This window comes from Klebsiella sp. 141162, assembly GCF_050600755.1.
Lineage (GTDB): Bacteria > Pseudomonadota > Gammaproteobacteria > Enterobacterales > Enterobacteriaceae > Klebsiella > Klebsiella aerogenes.
The window spans coordinates 233,466-255,349 of the sequence record NZ_JAQIRI010000004.1 but is presented as its reverse complement, the minus strand read 5'-3'; the positions used below and the strand labels follow the sequence as shown (position 1 = coordinate 255,349).

The window sequence follows — 21,884 nt, the reverse complement described above, 5'->3', positions numbered from 1 at the left end:
GTTCATCTGGAGATATTATGAGCAAAACTATTGCGACGGAAAAGGCACCAGCAGCTATCGGCCCATATGTACAAGGTGTTGATCTGGGTAGCATGATCATCACTTCCGGCCAGATCCCAGTAGACCCGAAAACCGGCAGCGTGCCGGAAGATGTCGCCGCGCAGGCGCGTCAGTCCCTGGACAACGTAAAAGCTATCGTTGAAGCCGCTGGCCTGAAAGTGGGCGATATCGTGAAAACCACCGTTTTCGTGAAAGATCTGAATGATTTCGCCACCGTGAATGCCGCGTATGAAGCGTTCTTCACCGAGCATAACGCCACTTTCCCGGCGCGTTCCTGCGTAGAAGTCGCGCGTCTGCCTAAAGATGTGAAGATTGAGATTGAAGCTATCGCGATCCGTCGCTAAGCGCTTCTCTGCCCTCACCCCAGGCGCTTGCGTCATCCACGGGGTGAGGGAAATACCCTATTTTATCTTCGTTGCCCGCAGCAGTTTCTCCAGCGGATAGACCGCCGCAATCACCAGCTCATCCTGGGTTTTCGCAGCCGTATCCAGCTGCGCCTGGATTGAGGCGTACTCTTTATCGTCCAGCGTTCCCTGCCGCGCCACCAGATCGGTCAAGCGCAGCCCGAGGCTCGCCAGCTTATCAACCTGCTGCACCACCGGTTTAATCGCCGCCAGCTGATAGTTATTGTCGGTCAGCGCCAGCACATCGCCGCTGTTGTTCTGCCAGCGGGTAAAGACGTGGCGCAGCGCATCGGCGCTCTCAGTGTCTTCGGCATCGCTGATTAGCCGCTCCGCCCACTGGTTCAGGCTGCGTACGGTGTCGCTCTCCGCCGGCAGCGCATCGGCCAGCCGGTTAAGCGGTTCAAATTGATGGTAATTGTTCGCCTGGAACTTGAGATGCTGACGCGTGTAGTAATGCGCCGGCTCCAGCGCCTCGGCGAGGATCTGCAACGCCAGCGTATGGCTGCTGTTCGCCAGGCGGGTGAACTGCTCCAACTGCTGAGCGTGCTGCTGCAGGCCGACGGAGACCGTTGACCAGCTGTCCATCGCCTGCAGGCGCTGATACATATTGTCGCTGTCTTTGACGTCCTCGGCCGACCACAACCGCTCCGCTACTGCAAAAGCCCGCGGCCACAGCTTGATATCGATGACCGGCGCGGCGACGTTTTCCGCCCACAGCGCCGCCTCGCCGCCGAGCAGATTCTTCTGTTGCTGCGCGTCGGGCAGCGTCGGCTGAATGCCCTGCGGTACGGCATCCAGCCGCTTGCCGTCAATGGGATAACGGGTGTTGCCAAGCAGGAAGTAACCTGCGAGCTTGTCATCGTTAATGGTCAGCACCGGGCGGGTTTCGCCCATCCAGGTATCGACGCGGAACGTAACCTGATTGTCGCCGAGCCATTCAATCTCCTGCACGGCACGCCGTGATTTCCCTTTAAAATCAATAAACCCTCGCCAGCCGCTATCGCCTTTTACCAGCGTAAAGCTGCCCTCAACCGCGCTGCCCTTCAGCCGCGGCATCGAAAACTGCCAGCTCTGGGCGCTGTCGCTATCGGTAATCGTATCCACGCCGTTAAGCCCCTGCGGGATAATTTCATTACGATAGTGATAGGCGGTGTACTGCGGCTGGTCGAGGTAAAAACCGGTGGAGAGAATACCGCGATAGCCGTGTTTGGCGACGTCGCCTAATGCGTCCTGCCCCTGCCAGGACTGGATGAGAATGCTCTTCGGTAAATCAGGGTGGTAGATCTCATCCCAGCCGACCATCTGCCGGTGATGTTTCTCGAGCAGCTTCTCCAGGCGCCGGTTGAAGTACGCCTGTAGCGCGTGGCTGTCCGCCAGCCCCTTCTCTTTGAGGAATTTCTGAATGGCCGGATTGGCGCGCCACTGGCTGTCATCGACTTCATCACCGCCGATATGCAGATACGGATCGGGGAAGATAGCCGCCAGTTCGCTGACCATCGCCTCGGCAAACGCGTAGGTGGCCTCTTTTGTTGGGTCGAGTACCGGTTTCAGCACGCCCCAGTGGCGCTCCATCGCGTAAGGCCCCGGCGCGCTCATCAGTTCCGGATAAGCCACGGCGATCGCCGAGGCGTGGCCCGGCATATCGATTTCCGGCACCACGCGAATACCGCGTTCAGCCGCGTAACGCACAATGTCTTTCATCTGCGCCTGGGTATAAAACAGGCCGTCGCTGGCCTGCTGCTGCAGCTTCGGATAGCGGCTGGAGGCGAAACGCCAGCCCTGATCGTCGGTCAGATGCCAGTGCAGTACGTTAAGCTTCGCCGCCGCCATACCGTCAATCTGCCGTTTGATCGCCGACAGCGGCATAAAGTGACGGGCGGAATCCAGCAGCAGTCCACGCCACGGGAAGCGCGGCGCATCGTCAATGGCGACATAAGGAATGGTGGTGCCGTCAGGACCGTTTTGTACCAGCTGTAGCAGCGTTTCCATGCCGCGCAGCGCGCCAAAACGCGTATTGGCTTTCAGGGTCGCGCCGTCTGCGTTAACGGTTAGCTGATAGCTTTCGTCGCTATCCGGCTGCGGCAGGAAAGGCACTTTTTTACTGACGATCACGTTAATGGTTAGGCTTTTCACCGGCGCCGTCTGCGGCTGGAGCGTCCAGCCGGTTTGCCGCGCAAGACGTTCGCGCCAGCGAGTTGCCGCCTCGCCAAGATCGTCGCCGCTGACGTTGATCGTCAGCTGATTATTTAGCGCCAACGCCCCCTGCGCCTGCGGGCGCTCCACATGGGCGGGCCACGGCATCAGCGGCAGATCGCCCGCCGGGGCGGCAAGCGCCATGCTGCTCAGTAATATTCCGCCGGTCAGCAGACTGTAACGTACGGTGTTAATCATCAATGTTCCTTTTTATGACGGGCCAAAAAAAGCAAAACATTGGGTTAACATGCGCACAAAATTGCGTCAATACATGGCGATGACGGGCTTCACAACTTGATGAGATTTAAGAGAAATACCGGTAAGCCCCTCTGCCCGGCGGCAAAGGGGCGAAACCTCTACTGCCAGCCGTAACGACGGCTGTAGAAGCCTTTAACGGTCTGGGTCAACACCATGTAACCCGCCAGAATCGCCACCAGCCATGGGAAATAGCTGAGCGGCAGCGCCTGCAGCTGCAGGTAGCCTGCCAGCGGCGAGAACGGCAGCGCGATACCCACCGCCATCACCAGCAGCGTCATCGCGAACAGCGGCCACGCGGCGCGGCTCTGGACGAACGGAATGCGGCGGGTACGGATCATATGCACAATCAGCGTCTGCGACAGCAGCCCTTCAATAAACCAGCCGGACTGAAACAGGGTCTGCATCTCGACGCTGTTGGCGTGGAACACCCACCACATCAGGCTGAAGGTGAGGATATCGAAAATCGAGCTGATCGGCCCGAAGAAGACCATAAAACGCCCGAGATCGGCCGGGTTCCAGCGCTGCGGTTTACGGATCTGCTCATCGTCGACGTTATCGAACGGAATCGCCACCTGGGAGACATCGTACAGCAGGTTCTGAATCAACAGGTGCAGCGGCAGCATCGGCAGGAACGGCAGGAAGGCGCTGGCCACCAGCACGCTGAAGACGTTGCCGAAGTTGGAGCTGGCGGTCATTTTGATGTACTTGAGCATGTTGGCGAAGGTGCGGCGGCCTTCGATAACCCCCTCTTCCAGTACCATCAGGCTTTTTTCCAGCAGAATGATATCCGCCGCCTCGCGGGCGATATCTACCGCGCCGTCAACGGAAATGCCAATATCCGCCGCGCGTAGCGCCGGGGCGTCGTTAATACCGTCACCCATAAAACCCACCACGTGACCTTCGCGTTTCAGCAGCGTCACGATGCGCTCTTTATGCAGCGGCGCCAGGCGCGCGAACAGCGTGGTGCGTTTCGCCAGCGCCGCCAGTTCGTCGTCGCTCATGGCTTCAATCTGGCTGCCAATCACCACTTCGCCCGCATCCAGACCCACTTCATGACACACTTTCGCCGCCACCAGTTCGCTGTCGCCGGTGAGGATTTTCACCGTAATGCCGCTGGCCTTCAGCGCTTTCAGCGCCGGGGCGGTAGTCTCTTTCGGCGGATCGAGAAAGGCGATGTAGCCTTCGAGGATCAGGTCGGATTCATCCGCACGCTGATAGTCGCCTTCCCGCGCCGGCAGGTATTTGGTCGCCACCGCCACCACTCGCAGCCCCTGACGGTTCAGGGTATCAGTCACCCGGCGAATACGGCGCAGCATGGTCTCGTCCAGTGGTACGATTTCGCCGTTGTAGCGCACCTGGGTCGAGACGTTGAGGATCTCCTGCAGCGCCCCTTTACAGATCAGCTGATGCGCGTCGTCCTGCTCTTTCACCACCACCGACATGCGGCGACGTTCAAAATCAAACGGGATCTCATCCACCTTCTGCCAGCGCTCCGCGAGACCGCGAGCGGCATCCAGCTCCACGCCTTCCAGCACCGCGGTGTCGAGCAGGTTTTTAAGCCCCGTCTGGTAATGGCTATTGAGCCAGGCGGTGTGCAGGACTCTCTCGCTGGATTTACCGGAAACATCGGTGTGGTTCTCCAGCACGATTTTGTCCTGGGTCAGGGTGCCGGTTTTATCGGTGCAGAGGATATCCATCGCGCCAAAGTTTTGAATGGCGTCGAGGTGTTTGACAATCACCTTTTGTTTTGACAGCTTCACCGCCCCGCGCGCCAGCGTCGAGGTGACGATCATCGGCAGCATCTCCGGCGTCAGGCCGACCGCCACCGACAGCGCGAACAGCGCCGCTTCCCACCAGTCGCCTTTGGTGTAGCCGTTGATCAACAGCACCACCGGCGCCATCACCAGCATAAAGCGGATCAGCAGCATGCTGACCCGGCTAATGCCTTTCTGAAAGGCGTTCGGCTCGCTTTCCTGCTCGCTGACGCGCCCGGCAAGCTGGCCGAACCAGGTGTTGCCGCCGGTGGCGTAGACGATGGCCTGCGCCGAGCCGCTCACCACGTTGGTCCCCATAAAGCACAGGGTGTCACATTCCAGCGGATTGGTTTGTAGCGGATCGCGGGTGCGCGCGACTTTTTCAACCGGCAGCGATTCGCCGGTCAGCGAGGCCTGAGCGACAAACAGGTCGCGCGCCACAATGATGCGCAGGTCCGCCGGGATCATATCTCCCGCCGACAGCCTGACGATATCGCCCGGCACCAGTTGGTCGATAGGCAGTTCGAGCCAGCGGCTCTCGCCCTGCTCGTTGATAACCCGCAGCACCGTGGCGGTATTGCTGACCATCGCCTTCAGCGCATCCGCCGCTTTGGTCGAGCGCGCTTCCTGGATGAAGTTAAGCAGCGTCGAAATGCCGACCATCAGCGCGATAACGCCCGCGGCGAACAAATCTTCAGTGGAATAGGAGACGATGCCGAGCACCGTCAACAGCAGGTTGAACGGGTTGCGATAGCAGGTCCACAGATGAACCCACCACGGCGACGGCTTCTGCGCCGGGATTTGGTTATCGCCGTGCAGGGCGATTTTCGCCGCCACTTCGACGTCGTTCAGCCCTTCAGGGTGGCTGTCGAACGCGCGCCAGATTTCATGCTCATCCATGGCCGCCACGTCCAGACAGCGCTTGCCGAGTGAATCCGGGATCGGCGCGCTGGCCAGGTTACGGGCGTCGGGCAGCGGATCGCGCTGGATCAAACGATGGGGTAAATGACGGCTAAGCTGCGCGAACAGCTGCCGGGTAAAATTTTTCAGCATAAACAGTCCCTCCGCGCTCGCGCGAGCGAACGCAGCGTTGCCAACAGGCGTGGCAAAGCCTTACCTGTCAGGCATTATTTTTATAGGGCAGGGACATCGTGGACGTCACTGCTTTACGCTTTCCGGTAAAGCAGTGCTAAACAGGCTTACCGGAAAGAAAGGTTGCTCCATCGAGGATGAGGAGTGGGATCGGGGTCCATAAAATTCTCCGGTAAGTAACTCAAGACGGCGCGGAGTATACCGCGACCAGGAAACTATTTGTGGCTATTATGGCTATCATACCGTCCGGCAACTAAACCGGACCTCAACCAGTCTTTGCTCATTGAGGATTCGTTGAGTAGCATTAGACTCACTCAAATCGGACGACGGCGAGAACCCCGTATGCAAAACCGGCTAACAATCAAAGATATCGCGCGTTTAAGCGGCGTCGGAAAATCGACGGTGTCGCGCGTGCTGAATAACGAAAGCGGCGTCAGCGAGCGCACCCGCGAACGGGTGGAAGCGGTGATGCAGCAGCACGGTTTCTCCCCTTCCCGCTCCGCCCGCGCCATGCGTGGTCAGAGCGATAAGGTGGTGGCGATTATCGTCACCCGTCTGGATTCGCTGTCGGAAAATTTAGCGGTGCAAACCATGCTGCCCGCCTTTTATCAGCAGGGCTACGATCCGATCATGATGGAGAGCCAGTTTTCTCCGGCGCTGGTGGAAGAACATCTGGGCATGCTCGCCCGGCGCAATATCGACGGCGTGGTACTGTTCGGCTTTACCGGTATTCGCGAGGAGATGCTCGCGCCGTGGCGCGAAACGCTGGTGCTGCTGGCGCGCGACGCTCCCGGTTTCGCTTCGGTGTGTTATGACGATCATGGCGCGATCAAGTTACTGATGCAGCGTCTCTATGAACGCGGACACCGGCATATAAGTTTCCTCGGCGTGCCGCACAGCGATGTTACCACCGGGGAACGCCGTCATCAGGCTTATCTCGATTTCTGCGCGCAAAAGAAGCTCACGCCGACCGCTGCCCTGCCGGGACTGGCGATGAAGCAGGGTTATGAAAGCGTTGCCAGCGTACTGACGCCCGAGACCCGCGCGCTGGTCTGCGCCACCGATACTCTCGCTCTCGGCGCCAGTAAATATCTACAGGAACAGCGTATCGACACGCTACAACTCGCCAGCGTCGGCAGCACGCCGCTGATGAAGTTTCTGCATCCGGAGATCCTCACCGTCGATCCCGGCTACGCCGAAGCCGGACGCCAGGCGGCGCAGCAGCTGATCGACCAGATCGCCGGCCACGCCGAACCCCGCCAAATCGTCATTCCCGCTGCCCTGAATTAATCTCGTTCGGGCGATTTATGTGATCTTCGCCGAGTTTCGGGAACGTTCCCATTTTGCATTCCCAACGGAACGGTTAGGATGCATGCAAGGTAAAAACGGCATCTCTCCCCTCTGTTTTTGAGGCTTCATCATGAGCAAAGTAAACCAGCAGGACATCGATAAACTGATCGAACTGGTGGGCGGGCGCGGCAACATTGCCACCGTCAGCCACTGTATTACCCGTTTGCGCTTTGTGCTGAACGATCCGGCCATCGCCAAACCGAAAGATATTGAGCAGTTGCGCATGGTGAAGGGATGCTTCACTAACGCCGGGCAGTTCCAGGTGGTCATCGGCACCGAAGTCGGCGATTACTATAAGGCGCTGCTGGCCACCACCGGCCAGGCGTCCGCCGACAAAGAGCAGGCCAAACAGGCCGCGCGGCAAAACATGAAGTGGCACGAACGGTTGATCTCGCACTTTGCCGAGATCTTTTTCCCGCTCCTGCCGGCGCTGATCAGCGGCGGTCTGATCCTCGGTTTCCGTAACGTCATCGGCGATCTGCCGATGAGCAACGGCCAGACGCTGGCGCAAATGCACCCGTCGTTGAAAACGATTTATGACTTCTTGTGGCTGATTGGCGAGGCTATCTTCTTCTATCTGCCGGTGGGGATCTGCTGGTCAGCGGTGAAGAAAATGGGCGGCACGCCGATCCTCGGGATCGTGCTTGGCGTCACGCTGGTCTCTCCGCAGTTGATGAACGCTTACCTGCTCGGCCAGCAGGTACCGGAAGTGTGGAACTTCGGCCTGTTTACCATTGCGAAAGTCGGCTATCAGGCGCAGGTGATCCCGGCTCTGCTGGCGGGGCTGGCGCTGGGCTTTATCGAAACGCGCCTCAAGCGTATCGTGCCTGACTACCTCTATCTGGTGGTGGTGCCGGTGTGCTCGTTGATTCTGGCGGTGTTCCTCGCTCACGCTTTTATCGGCCCGTTTGGTCGTCTGATTGGCGACGGCGTGGCCTTCGCGGTACGCCACTTGTTAACCGGCAGCTTCGCGCCGATCGGCGCTGCGCTGTTCGGCTTCCTGTATGCGCCGCTGGTGATAACCGGCGTACATCAGACCACCCTCGCTATCGATATGCAGATGATTCAAAGCATGGGCGGCACGCCGGTATGGCCGCTGATTGCGCTGTCGAATATTGCTCAGGCGTCGGCGGTGGTCGGCATTATTATTGCCAGCCGTAAACAGAATGAACGCGAAATCTCGGTACCCGCGGCGATCTCCGCCTATCTCGGGGTCACCGAACCGGCGATGTACGGCATCAACCTAAAGTACCGCTTCCCGATGCTGTGCGCGATGGTCGGATCCGGCCTTGCGGGCCTACTGTGCGGCCTGAACGGCGTGCTGGCGAATGGCATCGGCGTCGGCGGCCTGCCGGGCATCCTGTCGATTCAGCCAAGCTACTGGCAGGTCTACGCCACGGCGATGGCCATCGCCGTGGTAGTGCCGATTATCCTCACCACCGTGGTTTATCAACGCAAGTACCGTCAGGGCACCTTGCAGATTATCTAACGTCTTCTTTCGGGGCGCCGCTTGCGCCCCCTTTATTCGCAGGAACGTAATATGAATACCCTTCCCCGCTGGTGGCAAAACGGCGTTATTTATCAAATCTACCCGAAGAGTTTTCAGGACACCACCGGCAGCGGTACCGGCGATTTACGCGGCGTCACCGCCCGTCTCGACTACCTGCAAAAGCTCGGCGTCGACGCTATCTGGCTGACGCCGTTCTACGTCTCGCCGCAGGTGGATAACGGCTATGACGTGGCGAACTACACCGCTATCGATCCCTCTTACGGCACGCTGGAAGATTTCGACCAACTGGTCGCCGGAGCGAAAGCGCGCGGTATCCGCATCGTGCTGGATATGGTGTTTAACCATACCTCGACGGAACACGAATGGTTCATCCAGTCGTTAAATAAGGCGAGCCCGTATCGCCAGTTCTATATCTGGCGCGACGGCGAGCCGGGAACATTGCCGAATAACTGGCGTTCGAAATTCGGCGGTAACACCTGGCAGTGGCATGCGGAAAGCGAACAGTATTATTTGCATCTTTTCGCCACCGAGCAGGCGGATCTCAACTGGGAAAACCCGGCGGTACGCGCCGAGCTGAAAAAAGTCTGCGAGTTCTGGGCCGATCGCGGCGTTGATGGCCTGCGCCTTGATGTCATCAATCTTATCTCCAAGGAGCAGGACTTCCCGTCCGATACCGTTGGCGATGGACGTCGCTTCTACACCGATGGCCCGCGGGTTCACGAATTCCTGCGGGAAATGAGCCGCGATGTCTTTACCCCTCGTGGCCTGATGACCGTCGGCGAAATGTCTTCCACTTCGCTTGAGCACTGCCAGCAATACGCCGCGCTGGACGGACGCGAACTGTCGATGACGTTTAATTTTCATCACTTAAAAGTCGATTATCCCGGCGGCGAAAAATGGACCCTCGCCCGTCCGGACTACGTGGCGCTGAAAGCGCTATTCCGCCACTGGCAGCAAGGGATGCATAACCGGGCGTGGAATGCGCTGTTCTGGTGTAACCACGATCAGCCGCGCATCGTGTCGCGCTTCGGCGACGAGGGCGAGTACCGGGTGCCGGCGGCGAAGATGCTGGCGATGGTACTGCACGGCATGCAGGGCACGCCCTATATCTATCAGGGCGAAGAGATTGGCATGACCAACCCGCATTTCAGCAACATCAGCGATTATCGCGACGTGGAAAGCCATAACATGTTTATCGAGCGCGCGGCGCAGGGGCAAAGCCCGGATGAACTGCTGGCGATTCTGGCCAGCAAATCGCGTGATAATAGCCGCACACCGATGCCGTGGCACGACGGCGAGAACGGCGGCTTCAGCGATGGAGAACCCTGGATCGCGTTGGGGGATAACTATCGCGAGATTAACGTCGAGGCGGCGCTGGCGGATCCGGAATCGGTGTTTTACACCTATCAGCAGCTGATCGCGCTGCGAAAAACCACGCCGGTGCTGACCTGGGGTGATTATCAGGATCTGCTGCCGGACCATCCGTCGCTGTGGTGTTATCGCCGCCAGTGGCAGGGGCAGACGCTGGTGGTGGCCGCCAACCTGAGCCGTGAGTTCCAGCCGTGGCAGCCGCCGGAGATGTCCGGCGACTGGCGGGCGCTGATTGGCAACTATGCGGAAACGGCCAACCGTCCGGCGGCAATGACGCTGCGGCCGTTCGAAGCGGTATGGTGGGTGCAGGCGTAAAGCTTTTCCCCGGTGGCGCTACGCTCACCGGGGCTACCGGTTCGTGGCACTGGAGATTACGCGCGGTCAGCGTCAGGAAGGATAACGCTCTCCTGCGGCTGCGCTGAGGCATGCTCCTCTTTGGCCTTCAGCCGATCCCAGGCGCGGAAGAACGGATAGTAAACCACCAGCGAAATAGTTAAATTCACTACCTGCAGTACGGTGCCGGAAATATGGCCGCCGGTCGCCAGATAGCCGCTGATGAAAATCGGCGTGGTGAACGGCAGCGCGATTCCGGCCGGCGGCGCCACCAGCCCGGTCGCCATCGCGGTATAGGACACGATCACCAGCAGCACCGGCGTTAAAATAAACGGCAGGAAGAAGTAGGGGTTCATCACCAGCGGGATGCCAAACACCATCGGCTCGCTGATGTTAAACAACGCTCCCGGCGCGGCAATTTTCCCCAGCTGTTTCATCTGCTGACTACGGCTGCGCAGCAACATAAAAATCACCAGCCCCAGCAGCGCGCCGGTGCCGCCGGGCGCAATCCACAGGTCGTAAAATTGCTGGGTAATAATATGCGGGATCGGCTGGCCGTTCTGAAAGGCCGTCAGGTTCTCTGACATATTCGACAGCCACACCGGCTGGATAAATACCAGCACAATCGCGTCGCCGTGCAGGCCCAGCGTCCACAAAATACCGATCACAATCACCGAAATAATCATCCCCGGCAGCGTACCGCCGACGTGATGCATCGGAATACCGATCAAAGTGGCGATCATGCTGTTGATGTCGCCGAACGGCGAGGCCTCAACCGCCAGGCGCAGCGCCAGCACCACCGCCAGAACACAGAAGCCGGGGATTAGAGCGAGGAAAGATTTCGCCACTGCCGGCGGCACGCCGTCCGGCATGCGGATAACGAGATTGCGACTGGCGACCAAACGATAAATCTCCGTCGACAGCAGCGAAATAACAATAGCGACAAACAGCCCCTGGCTGCCGACCATGCTCACCGGGATCACTCCTTTAATCACCTCCGCCGCGCCGTGTACCGGGGTAAAGAGGGTGTTTTGCGGGATAGTCATCACAAAGGCCACCAGCGACATCGCCCCGGCGCTCAGCGGGTCGATAGTGCGGTACTTCTCAGCCAGCCGATAGGCGATGCCGAAGCTGGAAATCAGCGCCATAATGTCGTAGGTCGCTTTCACCGGGTACAGCATTTTATCGCGCCAGACCTCGCCAAACAGGCCGCTCATCATGTCGGCATACCCGGGGATCGGCAGGTAGGCGAAAATCAGGAAAAACGAGCCAATCAGCATAAACGGCATATTCAGAATGATGCCATCGCGTACCGACAGGACGTGCTTTTGCCCGGCGATTTTCAGCGCCGCCGGCATGACGTAACGTTCAATCCAGCTTGTATTCGACATGGTGTGCTCCCGAGGGAAATAGCGGTCAGTTAAATTGCGTCAGCCATTGACGGTTTATCGTTAACACTTCATCCAGCAGCGCCTGGGCATCGGTGACGTTACCGACCAGCGGGTTAGCCACCAGCGCCAGCAGCGCGCTCTCGCGGCAGCCGTGTACCGCGGCTTCAATCGTCAGCCGTTCAAAGGCTTTCACCTGCTGCGTCAGGCCGTTCATCGCCGGCGGCAGCGGGCCGAATGCCAGCGGCCGTGCCCCTTGCGCATCGATAATGCTGTTGGTTTCCACCACCGCATCATCATCCAGGCCGTGAATCGCGCCGTTGTTGCGGGTGTTTACCACCATCTCCGCGCCCAGGTTGTTGTGAATCGCGTTGATAAGCTCAACGGCCACTTCCGAGTAGTAAGCGCCGCCGCGAAAGCTCAGCTGCTCTGGTTTTTCTTCCAGCTGCGGGTCGGCGTACAGCGCAAACAGCTCCTGCTCGACCTTCATCACCTGCTCGGCGCGGGTACCTTTGGTTTTCGCTGCGGCAATCTCTTCCGCCAGCATCGCCGGCGTCAGCCAGAAATAGCGATGATAAGGGCACGGAATCGCCTTCAGCGCGCGGAGGAATTCCGCCGGCCACGGCAGTTCTTGAATGTTATTCATCGACAGCGCCTTACCGTCGCACAGCATATCGATCACTTTGCCGGTGACATCCTCGCGCCCCTGTAGCACCTTATGCACCCAGACCATATGGTTGAGCCCGGCAAAGCGCAGCTTCACTTCGGACTCCTGCGCGCCCAACATGCCGACGATCATGTGCTGCATGTTGATCGGTACGTTGCACAGGCCGATGATCTTCGCCTTGCTATAGCGGCTGACCGCCTCGGTGACGATCCCCGCCGGATTGGTAAAGTTAAGAATGAACGCTTCCGGCGCCAGCTGTTCCACTTTGCGCGCAACATCGAGGATCACCGGGATCGTCCGCAGCGCCTTGGCGAATCCGCCGACGCCGGTGGTCTCCTGGCCCAATAGATGATATTTGAGACCCAGCCGTTCATCGGCGGCGCGCGCCGCCAGTTGCCCGACGCGTAGCTGCGTCAGCACAAAGCTGGCGCCGCGGATCGCCTCGTCGAGCGTAAAGTGGACGCTGACCGCCACCTGCTCCAGCCCTTTATGTTTCAACATCCGCCGGGTCAGCGCGGCAATGATCTCAACCTTTTCCCTGCCGGATTCGACATCCACCAGCGCCAGCTCGGTGACCGGAAGCTGCTCATAACGAACGATAATCCCTTCAATAAGCTCCGGCGTATAGCTGCTGCCGCCGCCGATAACGGCGATTTTCAGTGCTTGCATAGTGACCTCTATTCGCATTTTTCGGCATGCAGATCGCCGCGCGCGATCGCCAGGACCGCACGTGAGGGTGATAAAAAACGGGATTAGTAAATTAGCGTTCGAGCAGGGCCAGCGCTTTATCCAGCACCGCGGCGCCGCGCATCATGCCGTAGTCGGCCATATCGATCACCGCTACCGCTTTGCCCTGCGGCGCCGCCAGCGCGGTTAGCCGTCCGGCTTCGTATTTGACCTGCGGTCCGAGGAGGATGACATCGGCGTTCGGCAGTTCACGTTCAAATTCCGCCACCGCCACCGCGTAGATTTCCAGCGCCAGCGCGCGCTGCTGGGCTTCCGCTTTCATTTTATTTACCAGCATGCTGGTCGACATGCCTGCGGCACAACAGAGTACGATTCGTGGCATTGCGCTTCCCCTTTGCATGTTTATCGCTTCAGCCTTCACGACCTGTGCGACTATATTGTTAATATTGTGTGATAGTGAAGGCTATATGAAAATAATTTTCACCGATGTGATCGAGGCTCAATTTTTGCGCATTATTTCCTCATGTCAATGCCAAACATCGACGCCAGATATAGGAAATCGCCTGCGCAGATGCTATAAAAACGGCTATTCACTAAGTGAAAAATATTTTCAATTCCGGGTACTGCCAAAGGGAACATCAGGATGGATATCGTAGGTCAGCTACAGGAAGGATTGATCCGCTTTAGCGCTCAGGAGTCGCGCGTCGCCGCCTTTATTCTGGAAAATCTTAGCTTTACCGCCAGCGCCTCCATTGACGAACTGGCCGCCAGCGCGGGGGTCAGCCCGGCCACCATCACCCGCTTCGCCCGTTCAGTGGGCTGTGATGATATTCGTGATTTACGTAAACAGCTGGCGCAGGCTAGTGAACGGCGCGCCAGCTGGCTCACGCCGGATAGCGCCGCCCTGCCCGTCGCCTGGCGCGACAAACTTAGCAGCCTCGGCGATACGCTAACCCGCCAGCTCGGGCACACCGCCGAAGCGGCGGTGGAAAAGTGCAAATCGCGCCTGCTGAGCGCTCGCGCGGTGCATTGCTTCGCCCTCGGCGCCCAGGACGTGGCGCTGGCGGCGCTGCTGCAGCACCAGCTGCTGCCATCCGGCATCGCGATTAATCTCTGTCAGGAGGCGGCGCTGATGCGAATGACCGCCAGTACCCTCAACGACGATCATCTACTGCTGGTGCTGGCCACCGCCGAAGCCAGTACGGTATTACAGAGCGCGACGCTGCAGGCGCGTACGCAGGGAGTGACGATTATCGCACTGACCCCGGAACAGCATGCGCTGGCCGATATGGCCAGCGCCGTGCTTCCGCTGCCCGCCAACCCGCAACATGCCCGCTACGCCCTGCTACTGCTGGTCGATCTGCTTAACGATACATTGATAGCCTGAATGTTTTGCCCGTTCCTTTAGCGTTCGGGCCCAATTTTTGCTTATATTTTAAGCGCCTAAATTTACATTTACGCCAGCGCCCATCATCCGTACTCTCACCTTTTTACCTTGTTCTGGGTCAATAAAATCGCAAACATCTTTGATGCAAATCACTACATATAGAACTTAAAATGCGCCCCGGCCCTACATATTGTATTAATCGTCTATTATGTCGCCATATCTTGTCGTTGTTGGGCGGTGATGAGATGTGGATAAAAAGGGCCGGATCCGAAGGCAAACGCCGCTAGTCGTAGCGTGGCGCGCTTTTGGGAGACCTTCCGCCTCTGTGGATAACCTGTTCTATATATGGAGTGATCATGACACCGCATGTGATGAAACGTGATGGCTGTAAAGTGCCGTTCAAGTCAGAGCGCATTAAAGAAGCAATTCTGCGTGCAGCTAAAGCAGCGGGAGTCGATGACGCAGACTATTGCGCCACCGTCGCAGAAGTCGTTAGCCAGCAAATGCAGGGCCGCGCGCAGGTCGATATCAACGATATCCAGACCGCCGTGGAAAACCAGTTGATGTCCGGCCCGTGGAAACAGCTGGCACGCGCCTATATCGAATATCGCCACGATCGCGATATCGAGCGTGAAAAGCGCGGCCGTCTGAACCAGGAAATTCGTGGTCTGGTCGAGCAAACCAACTCATCGCTGCTCAACGAGAACGCCAACAAAGACAGTAAAGTGATCCCGACCCAGCGCGATCTGCTGGCCGGTATCGTGGCCAAACACTATGCCCGTCAGCATCTGCTGCCGCGCGATGTCGTACAGGCGCACGAGCGCGGCGAGATCCACTACCACGATCTCGACTATTCGCCGTTCTTCCCGATGTTCAACTGCATGCTGATCGACCTGAAAGGCATGCTGACGCACGGCTTTAAAATGGGCAATGCCGAAATTGAGCCGCCGAAGTCTATCTCTACCGCCACCGCGGTCACGGCGCAGATTATCGCCCAGGTCGCCAGCCATATTTACGGCGGCACCACCATTAACCGTATCGATGAAGTGCTGGCGCCGTTCGTCACCGAGAGCTTCAAAAAGCATCGTAAAATTGCCGAAGAGTGGCAGATCCCGGATGCCGAAGGCTATGCCCGTACGCGGACCGAAAAAGAGTGCTACGACGCGTTCCAGTCGCTGGAGTATGAGGTCAACACGCTGCATACCGCCAACGGCCAGACGCCATTCGTCACCTTTGGTTTTGGCCTCGGCACCAGCTGGGAGTCGCGCCTGATCCAGCAGTCGATTCTGCGCAACCGCATCGCCGGTCTCGGCAAAAACCGCAAAACGGCGGTATTCCCGAAACTGGTCTTCGCCATTCGCGACGGCCTGAACCATAAATTCGGCGATGCGAACTATGACATCAAACAGCTGGCGTTAGAGTGCGCCAGCAAGCGCATGTACCCGGATATTCTCAACTACGATCAGGTAGTGAAAGTTACCGGGTCGTTTAAAACGCCGATGGGCTGCCGCAGTTTCCTCGGCGTGTGGGAAAACGAGAACGGCGAACAAGTACATGATGGGCGCAACAACCTCGGCGTTATCAGCCTGAACCTGCCGCGTATCGCGCTGGAAGCGAAAGGCGACGAAGCCGCCTTCTGGACGCTGCTGGACGAGCGCCTGCTGCTGGCGCGCAAAGCGCTGATGACCCGTATAGCTCGTCTGGAAGGGGTGAAAGCCCGCGTCGCGCCAATTCTGTATATGGAAGGCGCCTGCGGCGTACGTCTGAAAGCCGACGACGACGTCGCGGAAATTTTCAAAAACGGCCGCGCGTCTATCTCCCTGGGCTACATCGGGATTCACGAGACCATCAACGCGCTGTACAACAATCAGCATATGTACGATAGCGAAGCGCTGCGTGAAAAAGGCATCGCCATCGTGCAGCGTCTGCGCGACGCCGTTGAACAGTGGAAGAAAGAGACCGGCTACGGCTTCAGCCTGTACAGCACGCCAAGCGAAAACCTGTGCGATCGCTTCTGCCGCCTCGATACCGCCGAATTCGGCGTGGTACCGGGCGTGACCGAAAAAGGCTACTACACCAACAGCTTCCATCTCGACGTCGAGAAGAAGGTTAACCCGTACGACAAGATCGATTTTGAAGCGCCGTATCCGCCGCTGGCCAACGGCGGCTTCATTTGCTACGGCGAATATCCGAATATCCAGCATAACCTCAAGGCGCTGGAAGACGTATGGGATTACAGCTATCAGCACGTACCGTATTACGGTACCAATACGCCGATCGATGAATGCTACGAGTGCGGGTATACCGGCGAGTTCGAGTGCACCAGCAAGGGCTTTACCTGCCCGAAATGCGGCAACCACGACGCCGCCCGCGTATCGGTGACCCGCCGGGTATGCGGTTATCTCGGCAGCCCGGACGCGCGTCCGTTCAACGCCGGCAAGCAGGAAGAAGTGAAGCGCCGCGTGAAGCACCTGGGCAATGGGCAGATCGGTTAAGTTCTGCACAGGGTTCTCACCCTCACCCTAACCCTCTCCCTCAAGGGAGAGGGAACCGTTCGAACCCGGCATTAAGCCCGGCGCTGGTTTTCCCCCTCTCCCCGTGGGAGAGGGAACCGTTCGAGCACGGCGTTGAGCCCGGCGCTGGTTTTCCCCCTCTCCCCGTGGGAGAGGGAACCGTTCAAGCACGGCGCTGGTTTTCCCCCTCTCCCCTTGGGAGTGGGAACCGTTCAAGCCCGGCGCTGGTTTTCCCCCTCTCCCCTTGGGAGAGGGCCGGGGTGAGGGTATCAGCCCCTGGTAGCCCGGCCGAGCGCAGCGACGCCGGGAAATGGCCGCACGCCTGCGTTTTCGCAAAGCAATTAACGTCAGAGCAAGGCGGCAAACGAAGGAATCTCCAGGAGCGTACATTCAGTACGTGACTGGGGTGAGTGAGCGCAGCCAACGCCGCTATGACGTTAATTGAGAAGCGAAAATGAATTATCACCAATACTACCCCGTCGACATCGTCAACGGCCCCGGCACCCGCTGCACCCTGTTTGTCTCCGGCTGCGTCCACGAGTGCCCCGGCTGCTACAACAAAAGCACCTGGCGGGTGAATTCCGGCATGCCGTTCACGACCGGGATGGCCGACCGCATCATTGCCGACCTCAACGATACCCGCATCAAACGCCAGGGGCTTTCACTCTCCGGTGGCGATCCGCTGCATCCGCAAAACGTCGCGGAGATCCTCAAACTGGTGCAGCGCGTACGCGCCGAATGCCCCGGTAAAGATATCTGGGTCTGGACCGGCTATAAGATTGATGAACTGAACGCTGAGCAGATGGAAGTCGTGAACCTGATTAACGTGCTGGTCGACGGTAAGTTTGTGCAGGATTTAAAAGACCCGGCGCTTATCTGGCGCGGCAGCAGCAACCAGGTCGTGCATCATTTGCGATAGCGTTTAGAGCCGTTTATTCGCCTGATGATAAACGGCCGCTTTCTCTCTTTTGCCAATGGCAATAACGTAAACCACCACCACACTATCTCGTACTTGATACACCAGCCGATAACCTGACGCCTTAAGCTTGGTTTTGTAGCAATCCGGCAAATCGCTCAGCCTGGCCGACTCAATTCGCGGATTCTGCACAACCTGCTGGAGCTTATTTTTGAACTGTTTTTTGACCGTCTCGCCAAGCTTCTGCCATTCGCGCAAGGCTCGTGGATCAAACTCCAGTTCATAGGTCATCCAGACTCACCTTAACCCCCGGCCGTGGGTTTTCCAGCCGCTCACGAACGGTGCGTAACAACGCCGCTTCGCCATCGCTGATGGTCATACTTTTCACCGGCATGCGGCCATTTTCCGCAATGTATTGAAACAGCAAGCGTACCGCCTCCGTTGGCGTCACATCGAGTTTCTCCAGCACGGCATAAGCCTCTTTTTTGAGTTTATCGTCCAGTCGAACATTGAGCGTGGCCATTATGCCTCCAGAAAGGGGAATTTTGTAATGCAGTATAGCATTACATTTGAATTACATTCGAATCTGGAAAACACCTCTCAAAAGCGGCTGACGCACTCCATCGCCACCGTTTTAAACTCATCGAAGCTGCGGGTCGCGGCGAGGCGGCTCATGGCCCGCTCGCGCAGGAACGTCACGAAAATATCGTAGATCGCCATCGCCTCTTCATACTCGCTCTTGCTGATAGCGAGCAGGAAGATGATATGGGCGATTTCGTCGCCCCAGGCGATGCCCTGCGGAGCAATAACGGTATAGACCACCGTCTTTTTCGCTAACAGACCGAGGGCGTGCGGCAGCGCAATGCCATCGCCCAGCATGGTACTGACGATCGCTTCACGCTCGACCACCGAATCATGAAACTCCGCATCGACAAAACCCTCCTGCTGCAGCTGCTGACACAGCTCGGCGAACAGCGTTTGCTGATCTATCGGCTTATCGATCACCCGGAAGTGGGCGGCATCGAAGTACTTATTCAACATCCACGGACGGGTGCGATCCACCAGCACCAACTTGCCAATCTGATCTAACTGGTAATCGGTGGGGAACGGCGCAATGGTCACCACCGGTTTGTCTTTTTCGCCGATCCGCACCGTTGAGATAACAAAATCCTCATCGATCGCTTCTCGCTGTTCGTACTCGCGCTGGGAAATGGTGGCGGCGATCTCCAGTTGCGGATATTTACGCTGCAGGATCGCTTCGATCATCCGCACCATCGCATTGCTGGTATCGCACACCAGCAGCACGTGCGGCTGGCGCTGGTAGCCGATGTTGTAGTGGCGTTCCAGCCCGACGCCGATATGCAGCACCAGAAAGCCGATTTCGTTTTCGCTGATGGTATAAGGCGTGTATTTGCCCCAGCTCGATACCGCGGCGAGGGTCATATCCCATGCCATCGGATAGTGCTGTTTGATGTTATCGAGCAGCGGATTGGGGATCATTATCTGATAGCGCACGCGGGTGATCATGGTCTTAATGTGGGTCAGCAGATCGGCGTGCAGCTGGGCGTCTTCCAGCAGGTTATAGTTATATTGGCTGTTAATGTAACGCAGAATGTAATTTACCAGCGCTTCGTCATCGTCGGCGCTGATGGTTTCCGGATCGACATCCTGTACCTGGCGGGCGGCAATATGCACGCACAGCCACTCTTCCTCGGCGGGCGAGAAGGGTTTTCTGGCCAACCGCTGTAGCTCTCCCGCCAAGTCGCGCGCGGCGTCGCGGACGTTTTGCGCCACATCTTCAGCGCTAAAATCGGCCAGCGGATAGCCTTCACTAACGCGGCGTACCACGACCGCGCCGTACAGGCAGATAAAACGCTCGCCGACATCGGTGAGGCGAATATGATGCCGCGTGAGCGTCTCCTGCATCACCGGCTCCAGTTGCGCCGGGACATCCGCTTCCAGCGCCTCGGCGCTAATCAACGGATTAATGCCGCCCTGCAGCGTCAGCTCCCACAGTAGATCGGTCAGGCAGGCGCGAATCGATACCTCGCTGCCGAACAGCTTCATGCCGTGGCGCGGGCGGGTTTCGAGGGTAAGCTGATAGCGCTGGAAGCGCTCGCGCACCTCGACCATATCATTCTGCAGCGTGGCGCGGCTGATGAACCATTCATCGGCCAGATCTTCCAGCTTGATAGAGAATGCCGAGGTCAGGAAACGCACCAGCAAAAAGTGGATGCGCTCCTGGGCGGTACGCGGCACGTGTTGCGTCTTCGGCGCCGTCTCCTCCAGCGCCTGAAAACGCGATCGATCGTCAATCTTCAGCTGATAACCGCTACCGCGGTTGAGCGTAAACTGCGCGCCATACTGCGCCAGCAGCGCATTCAGCGCGGTAATATCGGCGCGCACGGTACGGGTAGAAACCGACAGCCGCTGCGCCAGTTCATCCTGCGGCAGCGTTTCATTTCGCAGCAGGGTGAAGAGTTGCGCTAAGCGTTGGTTGGGAAATCGCATGTCAGTTCCTTGTTGTTACGGCTCAGGGTTGGGCGGATATCACCATCTGCGATGGGCTACCGACCGGCGTGTAGTCTGAGGCAAAGGTTAATTTGCCATCCTTCGGCGCCACGCTAAAACGGGTAATATTATCGCTACGCTGGTTCATGACGTACAGCCACTGCCCCTGATTATCCAGGGTCAGCGTACGGGGGTAATCCCCGCGCGTCCAGATATCCTCCTGGTGGCTCAGGCTGCCGTCAGCCAGCACGCTAAAGTGGGCAATGCTGTTATGCAGGCGGTTGGCGACGTATAGCTGTTTGCCATCGTTGCTCAGCACAAGGCCGGCGGCAAAGCTGGTGCCCTTATACTCTTTTGGCAGCGCGGAGACGGTTTTGCCTTCGCGCAGCAGGCCGCTTTGCTTATCAAGATGATAGAAGGTTAGCGTCGACGCTTCTTCGTTAATCAGCCACAGGCCGTCGCCCTTTGGCGTAAAGACGAAGTGCCGCGGGCCGGCGCCCGGCGACGAGGCGGCGATAAACGGCGGATCGTTTGGCGTCAGTTTGCCGCTGGCGCTATCCAGACGGTACTGATAGATCCGATCCAGCCCCAGATCGGTGGAGTAAACAAACTTCCCGCTGGGATCGGCGGCGATCATATGGGCGTGCGGGCCATTGTGATCGCTAATGGCAAAGCTGCCCTCGACGGCCGCCGCCGGACGTTCGGCGCCGGCCGGACCTTCATCCTGATGCACATCCACCGCCTCGCCCAGGCTACCATCTTCTTTCACCGGTAGCACAGCGGTGCTGCCGCTAACGTAGTTGGCGACCAGCAGGTATTTACCATCCGGCGTCAGGGAGAGATACACCGGCCCGGCGCCGCCGGAGGCAACCTGGTTGAGTTCCGCCAGCTCGCCGTTCTTGTCAATTCGCCACGCCTGCACCACGCCTTTTTCGACTTCACTGGCGGCATACAGCGTTTTGCCATCGCGCGACACGGTCAGCTGCGCGACGTTCGGCAACGAGCTCACCAGCGCCTTATCGCGCAGGGCGCCGGTTTTGGCATCGACGGTAAAGCGATACAGACCTTCGCCATTAGGATTATAGGTGCCAATCCAGGCGTAGTGGGTTTGCGCGGCGGCGCCGGCGGCAAGCAAAGACAGTGAAGCAACAAGCAGGTGACGAGCGGTTGGCATGGTAACTCCTTGATGGTTCGGTGGGATAAGTTTCCCCTCACCCCGGCCCTCTCCCAAAGGGAGAGGGAGAAAACCGGACGGTCCCCTCTCCCTGAGGGAGAAAACCAGATGGTCCCCTTTCCCTGAGGGAGAAAACCAGATGGTCCCCTCTCCCTGAGGGAGAAAACCAGATGGTCCCCTCTCCCTGAGGGAGAAAACCAGACGGTCCCCTCTCCCAAAGGAGAGAGAAAACCCGATGGTCCCCTCTCCCTGAGGGAGAGGGAGAAAACCGGACGGTCCCCTCTCCCTTTGGGAGAGGGTTAGGGTGAGGGACAAT

General features: G+C 58.3%; 17 protein-coding genes. 7 read left to right on the top strand and 10 right to left on the bottom strand.

Annotated features, from left to right (window positions below):
- Positions 1-17: 17 nt before the first annotated feature.
- A complete protein-coding gene (ridA, locus tag PGR23_RS14875) occupies positions 18-404 on the top strand; it encodes a 2-iminobutanoate/2-iminopropanoate deaminase (RefSeq protein WP_020079786.1) in 387 nt (128 codons plus the stop codon).
- A 57-nt stretch (positions 405-461) separates the two neighbouring features.
- Here ridA and PGR23_RS14870 read toward each other — a convergent pair whose 3' ends face one another.
- From PGR23_RS14870 to mgtL, 3 genes are all read right to left on the bottom strand, one after another.
- On the bottom strand, positions 462-2,855 hold the full coding sequence (locus tag PGR23_RS14870; protein WP_396279993.1) for a beta-N-acetylhexosaminidase: 2,394 nt from the start codon (positions 2,853-2,855) through the stop codon (positions 462-464).
- 158 nt (positions 2,856-3,013) lie between these two features.
- Positions 3,014-5,722, bottom strand: coding sequence for a magnesium-translocating P-type ATPase (mgtA, locus tag PGR23_RS14865; RefSeq protein WP_045394705.1), 2,709 nt, complete (start codon positions 5,720-5,722; stop codon positions 3,014-3,016).
- 146 nt (positions 5,723-5,868) lie between these two features.
- On the bottom strand, positions 5,869-5,922 hold the full coding sequence (gene mgtL / locus PGR23_RS14860) for a mgtA regulatory leader peptide MgtL (protein WP_219340445.1): 54 nt from the start codon (positions 5,920-5,922) through the stop codon (positions 5,869-5,871).
- 181 nt (positions 5,923-6,103) lie between these two features.
- On the opposite strand from mgtL, the gene treR reads away from it, so the two are divergent.
- The 3 genes from treR to treC all read left to right on the top strand — a co-directional run bounded on the left by treR (position 6,104) and on the right by treC (position 10,307).
- Positions 6,104-7,051: a trehalose operon repressor TreR gene (gene treR, locus PGR23_RS14855; protein ID WP_045394704.1), complete on the top strand. Its 948-nt coding sequence runs from the start codon at positions 6,104-6,106 to the stop codon at positions 7,049-7,051.
- Between the two features lie 130 nt (positions 7,052-7,181).
- Positions 7,182-8,600: a PTS trehalose transporter subunit IIBC gene (treB, locus tag PGR23_RS14850; protein WP_045378471.1), complete on the top strand. Its 1,419-nt coding sequence runs from the start codon at positions 7,182-7,184 to the stop codon at positions 8,598-8,600.
- Between the two features lie 51 nt (positions 8,601-8,651).
- Positions 8,652-10,307, top strand: coding sequence for an alpha,alpha-phosphotrehalase (gene treC, locus PGR23_RS14845; RefSeq protein ID WP_396279994.1), 1,656 nt, complete (start codon positions 8,652-8,654; stop codon positions 10,305-10,307).
- Between the two features lie 56 nt (positions 10,308-10,363).
- On the opposite strand, the gene celB is transcribed toward treC, so the two are convergent.
- The 3 genes from celB to PGR23_RS14830 form a co-directional block, all read right to left on the bottom strand.
- On the bottom strand, positions 10,364-11,716 hold the full coding sequence (gene celB / locus PGR23_RS14840; RefSeq protein WP_045378465.1) for a PTS cellobiose transporter subunit IIC: 1,353 nt from the start codon (positions 11,714-11,716) through the stop codon (positions 10,364-10,366).
- A gap of 25 nt (positions 11,717-11,741) precedes the next feature.
- Positions 11,742-13,049 carry a 6-phospho-beta-glucosidase gene (locus PGR23_RS14835; RefSeq protein ID WP_320896137.1) on the bottom strand — a complete coding sequence of 436 codons (1,308 nt, stop codon included), beginning with the start codon at positions 13,047-13,049 and terminating at the stop codon, positions 11,742-11,744.
- A gap of 91 nt (positions 13,050-13,140) precedes the next feature.
- Complete coding sequence (locus tag PGR23_RS14830; RefSeq protein ID WP_020079792.1) at positions 13,141-13,449, bottom strand: PTS sugar transporter subunit IIB; 309 nt, start codon at positions 13,447-13,449, stop codon at positions 13,141-13,143.
- A 261-nt stretch (positions 13,450-13,710) separates the two neighbouring features.
- On the opposite strand from PGR23_RS14830, the gene PGR23_RS14825 reads away from it, so the two are divergent.
- From PGR23_RS14825 to nrdG, 3 genes are all read left to right on the top strand, one after another.
- Positions 13,711-14,454 (top strand): MurR/RpiR family transcriptional regulator, encoded by a 744-nt coding sequence (locus PGR23_RS14825; protein WP_045394700.1) that lies wholly within the window; start codon positions 13,711-13,713, stop codon positions 14,452-14,454.
- A 356-nt stretch (positions 14,455-14,810) separates the two neighbouring features.
- Complete coding sequence (gene nrdD / locus PGR23_RS14820) at positions 14,811-16,949, top strand: anaerobic ribonucleoside-triphosphate reductase (RefSeq protein WP_047078412.1); 2,139 nt, start codon at positions 14,811-14,813, stop codon at positions 16,947-16,949.
- A 472-nt stretch (positions 16,950-17,421) separates the two neighbouring features.
- Positions 17,422-17,886 carry an anaerobic ribonucleoside-triphosphate reductase-activating protein gene (gene nrdG / locus PGR23_RS14815; protein ID WP_045386772.1) on the top strand — a complete coding sequence of 155 codons (465 nt, stop codon included), beginning with the start codon at positions 17,422-17,424 and terminating at the stop codon, positions 17,884-17,886.
- 3 nt (positions 17,887-17,889) lie between these two features.
- On the opposite strand, the gene PGR23_RS14810 is transcribed toward nrdG, so the two are convergent.
- From PGR23_RS14810 to PGR23_RS14795, 4 genes are all read right to left on the bottom strand, one after another.
- The gene (locus tag PGR23_RS14810) at positions 17,890-18,174 is read right to left on the bottom strand and encodes a type II toxin-antitoxin system RelE family toxin (protein ID WP_315712385.1); all 285 of its coding nucleotides are present in this window, start codon (positions 18,172-18,174) and stop codon (positions 17,890-17,892) included.
- Positions 18,164-18,406, bottom strand: coding sequence for a type II toxin-antitoxin system RelB/DinJ family antitoxin (locus PGR23_RS14805; protein WP_047046232.1), 243 nt, complete (start codon positions 18,404-18,406; stop codon positions 18,164-18,166). Before PGR23_RS14805 ends, PGR23_RS14810 begins: the two co-directional genes overlap by 11 nt.
- Positions 18,407-18,483: 77 nt before the next feature.
- A complete protein-coding gene (locus PGR23_RS14800; protein WP_396279995.1) occupies positions 18,484-20,394 on the bottom strand; it encodes a BglG family transcription antiterminator in 1,911 nt (636 codons plus the stop codon).
- Positions 20,395-20,416: 22 nt separating this feature from the next.
- Entirely contained in the window at positions 20,417-21,568 is a 1,152-nt protein-coding gene (locus tag PGR23_RS14795; protein WP_045394693.1) for a lactonase family protein, read from the bottom strand.
- Between the last annotated feature and the right edge of the window lie 316 nt (positions 21,569-21,884).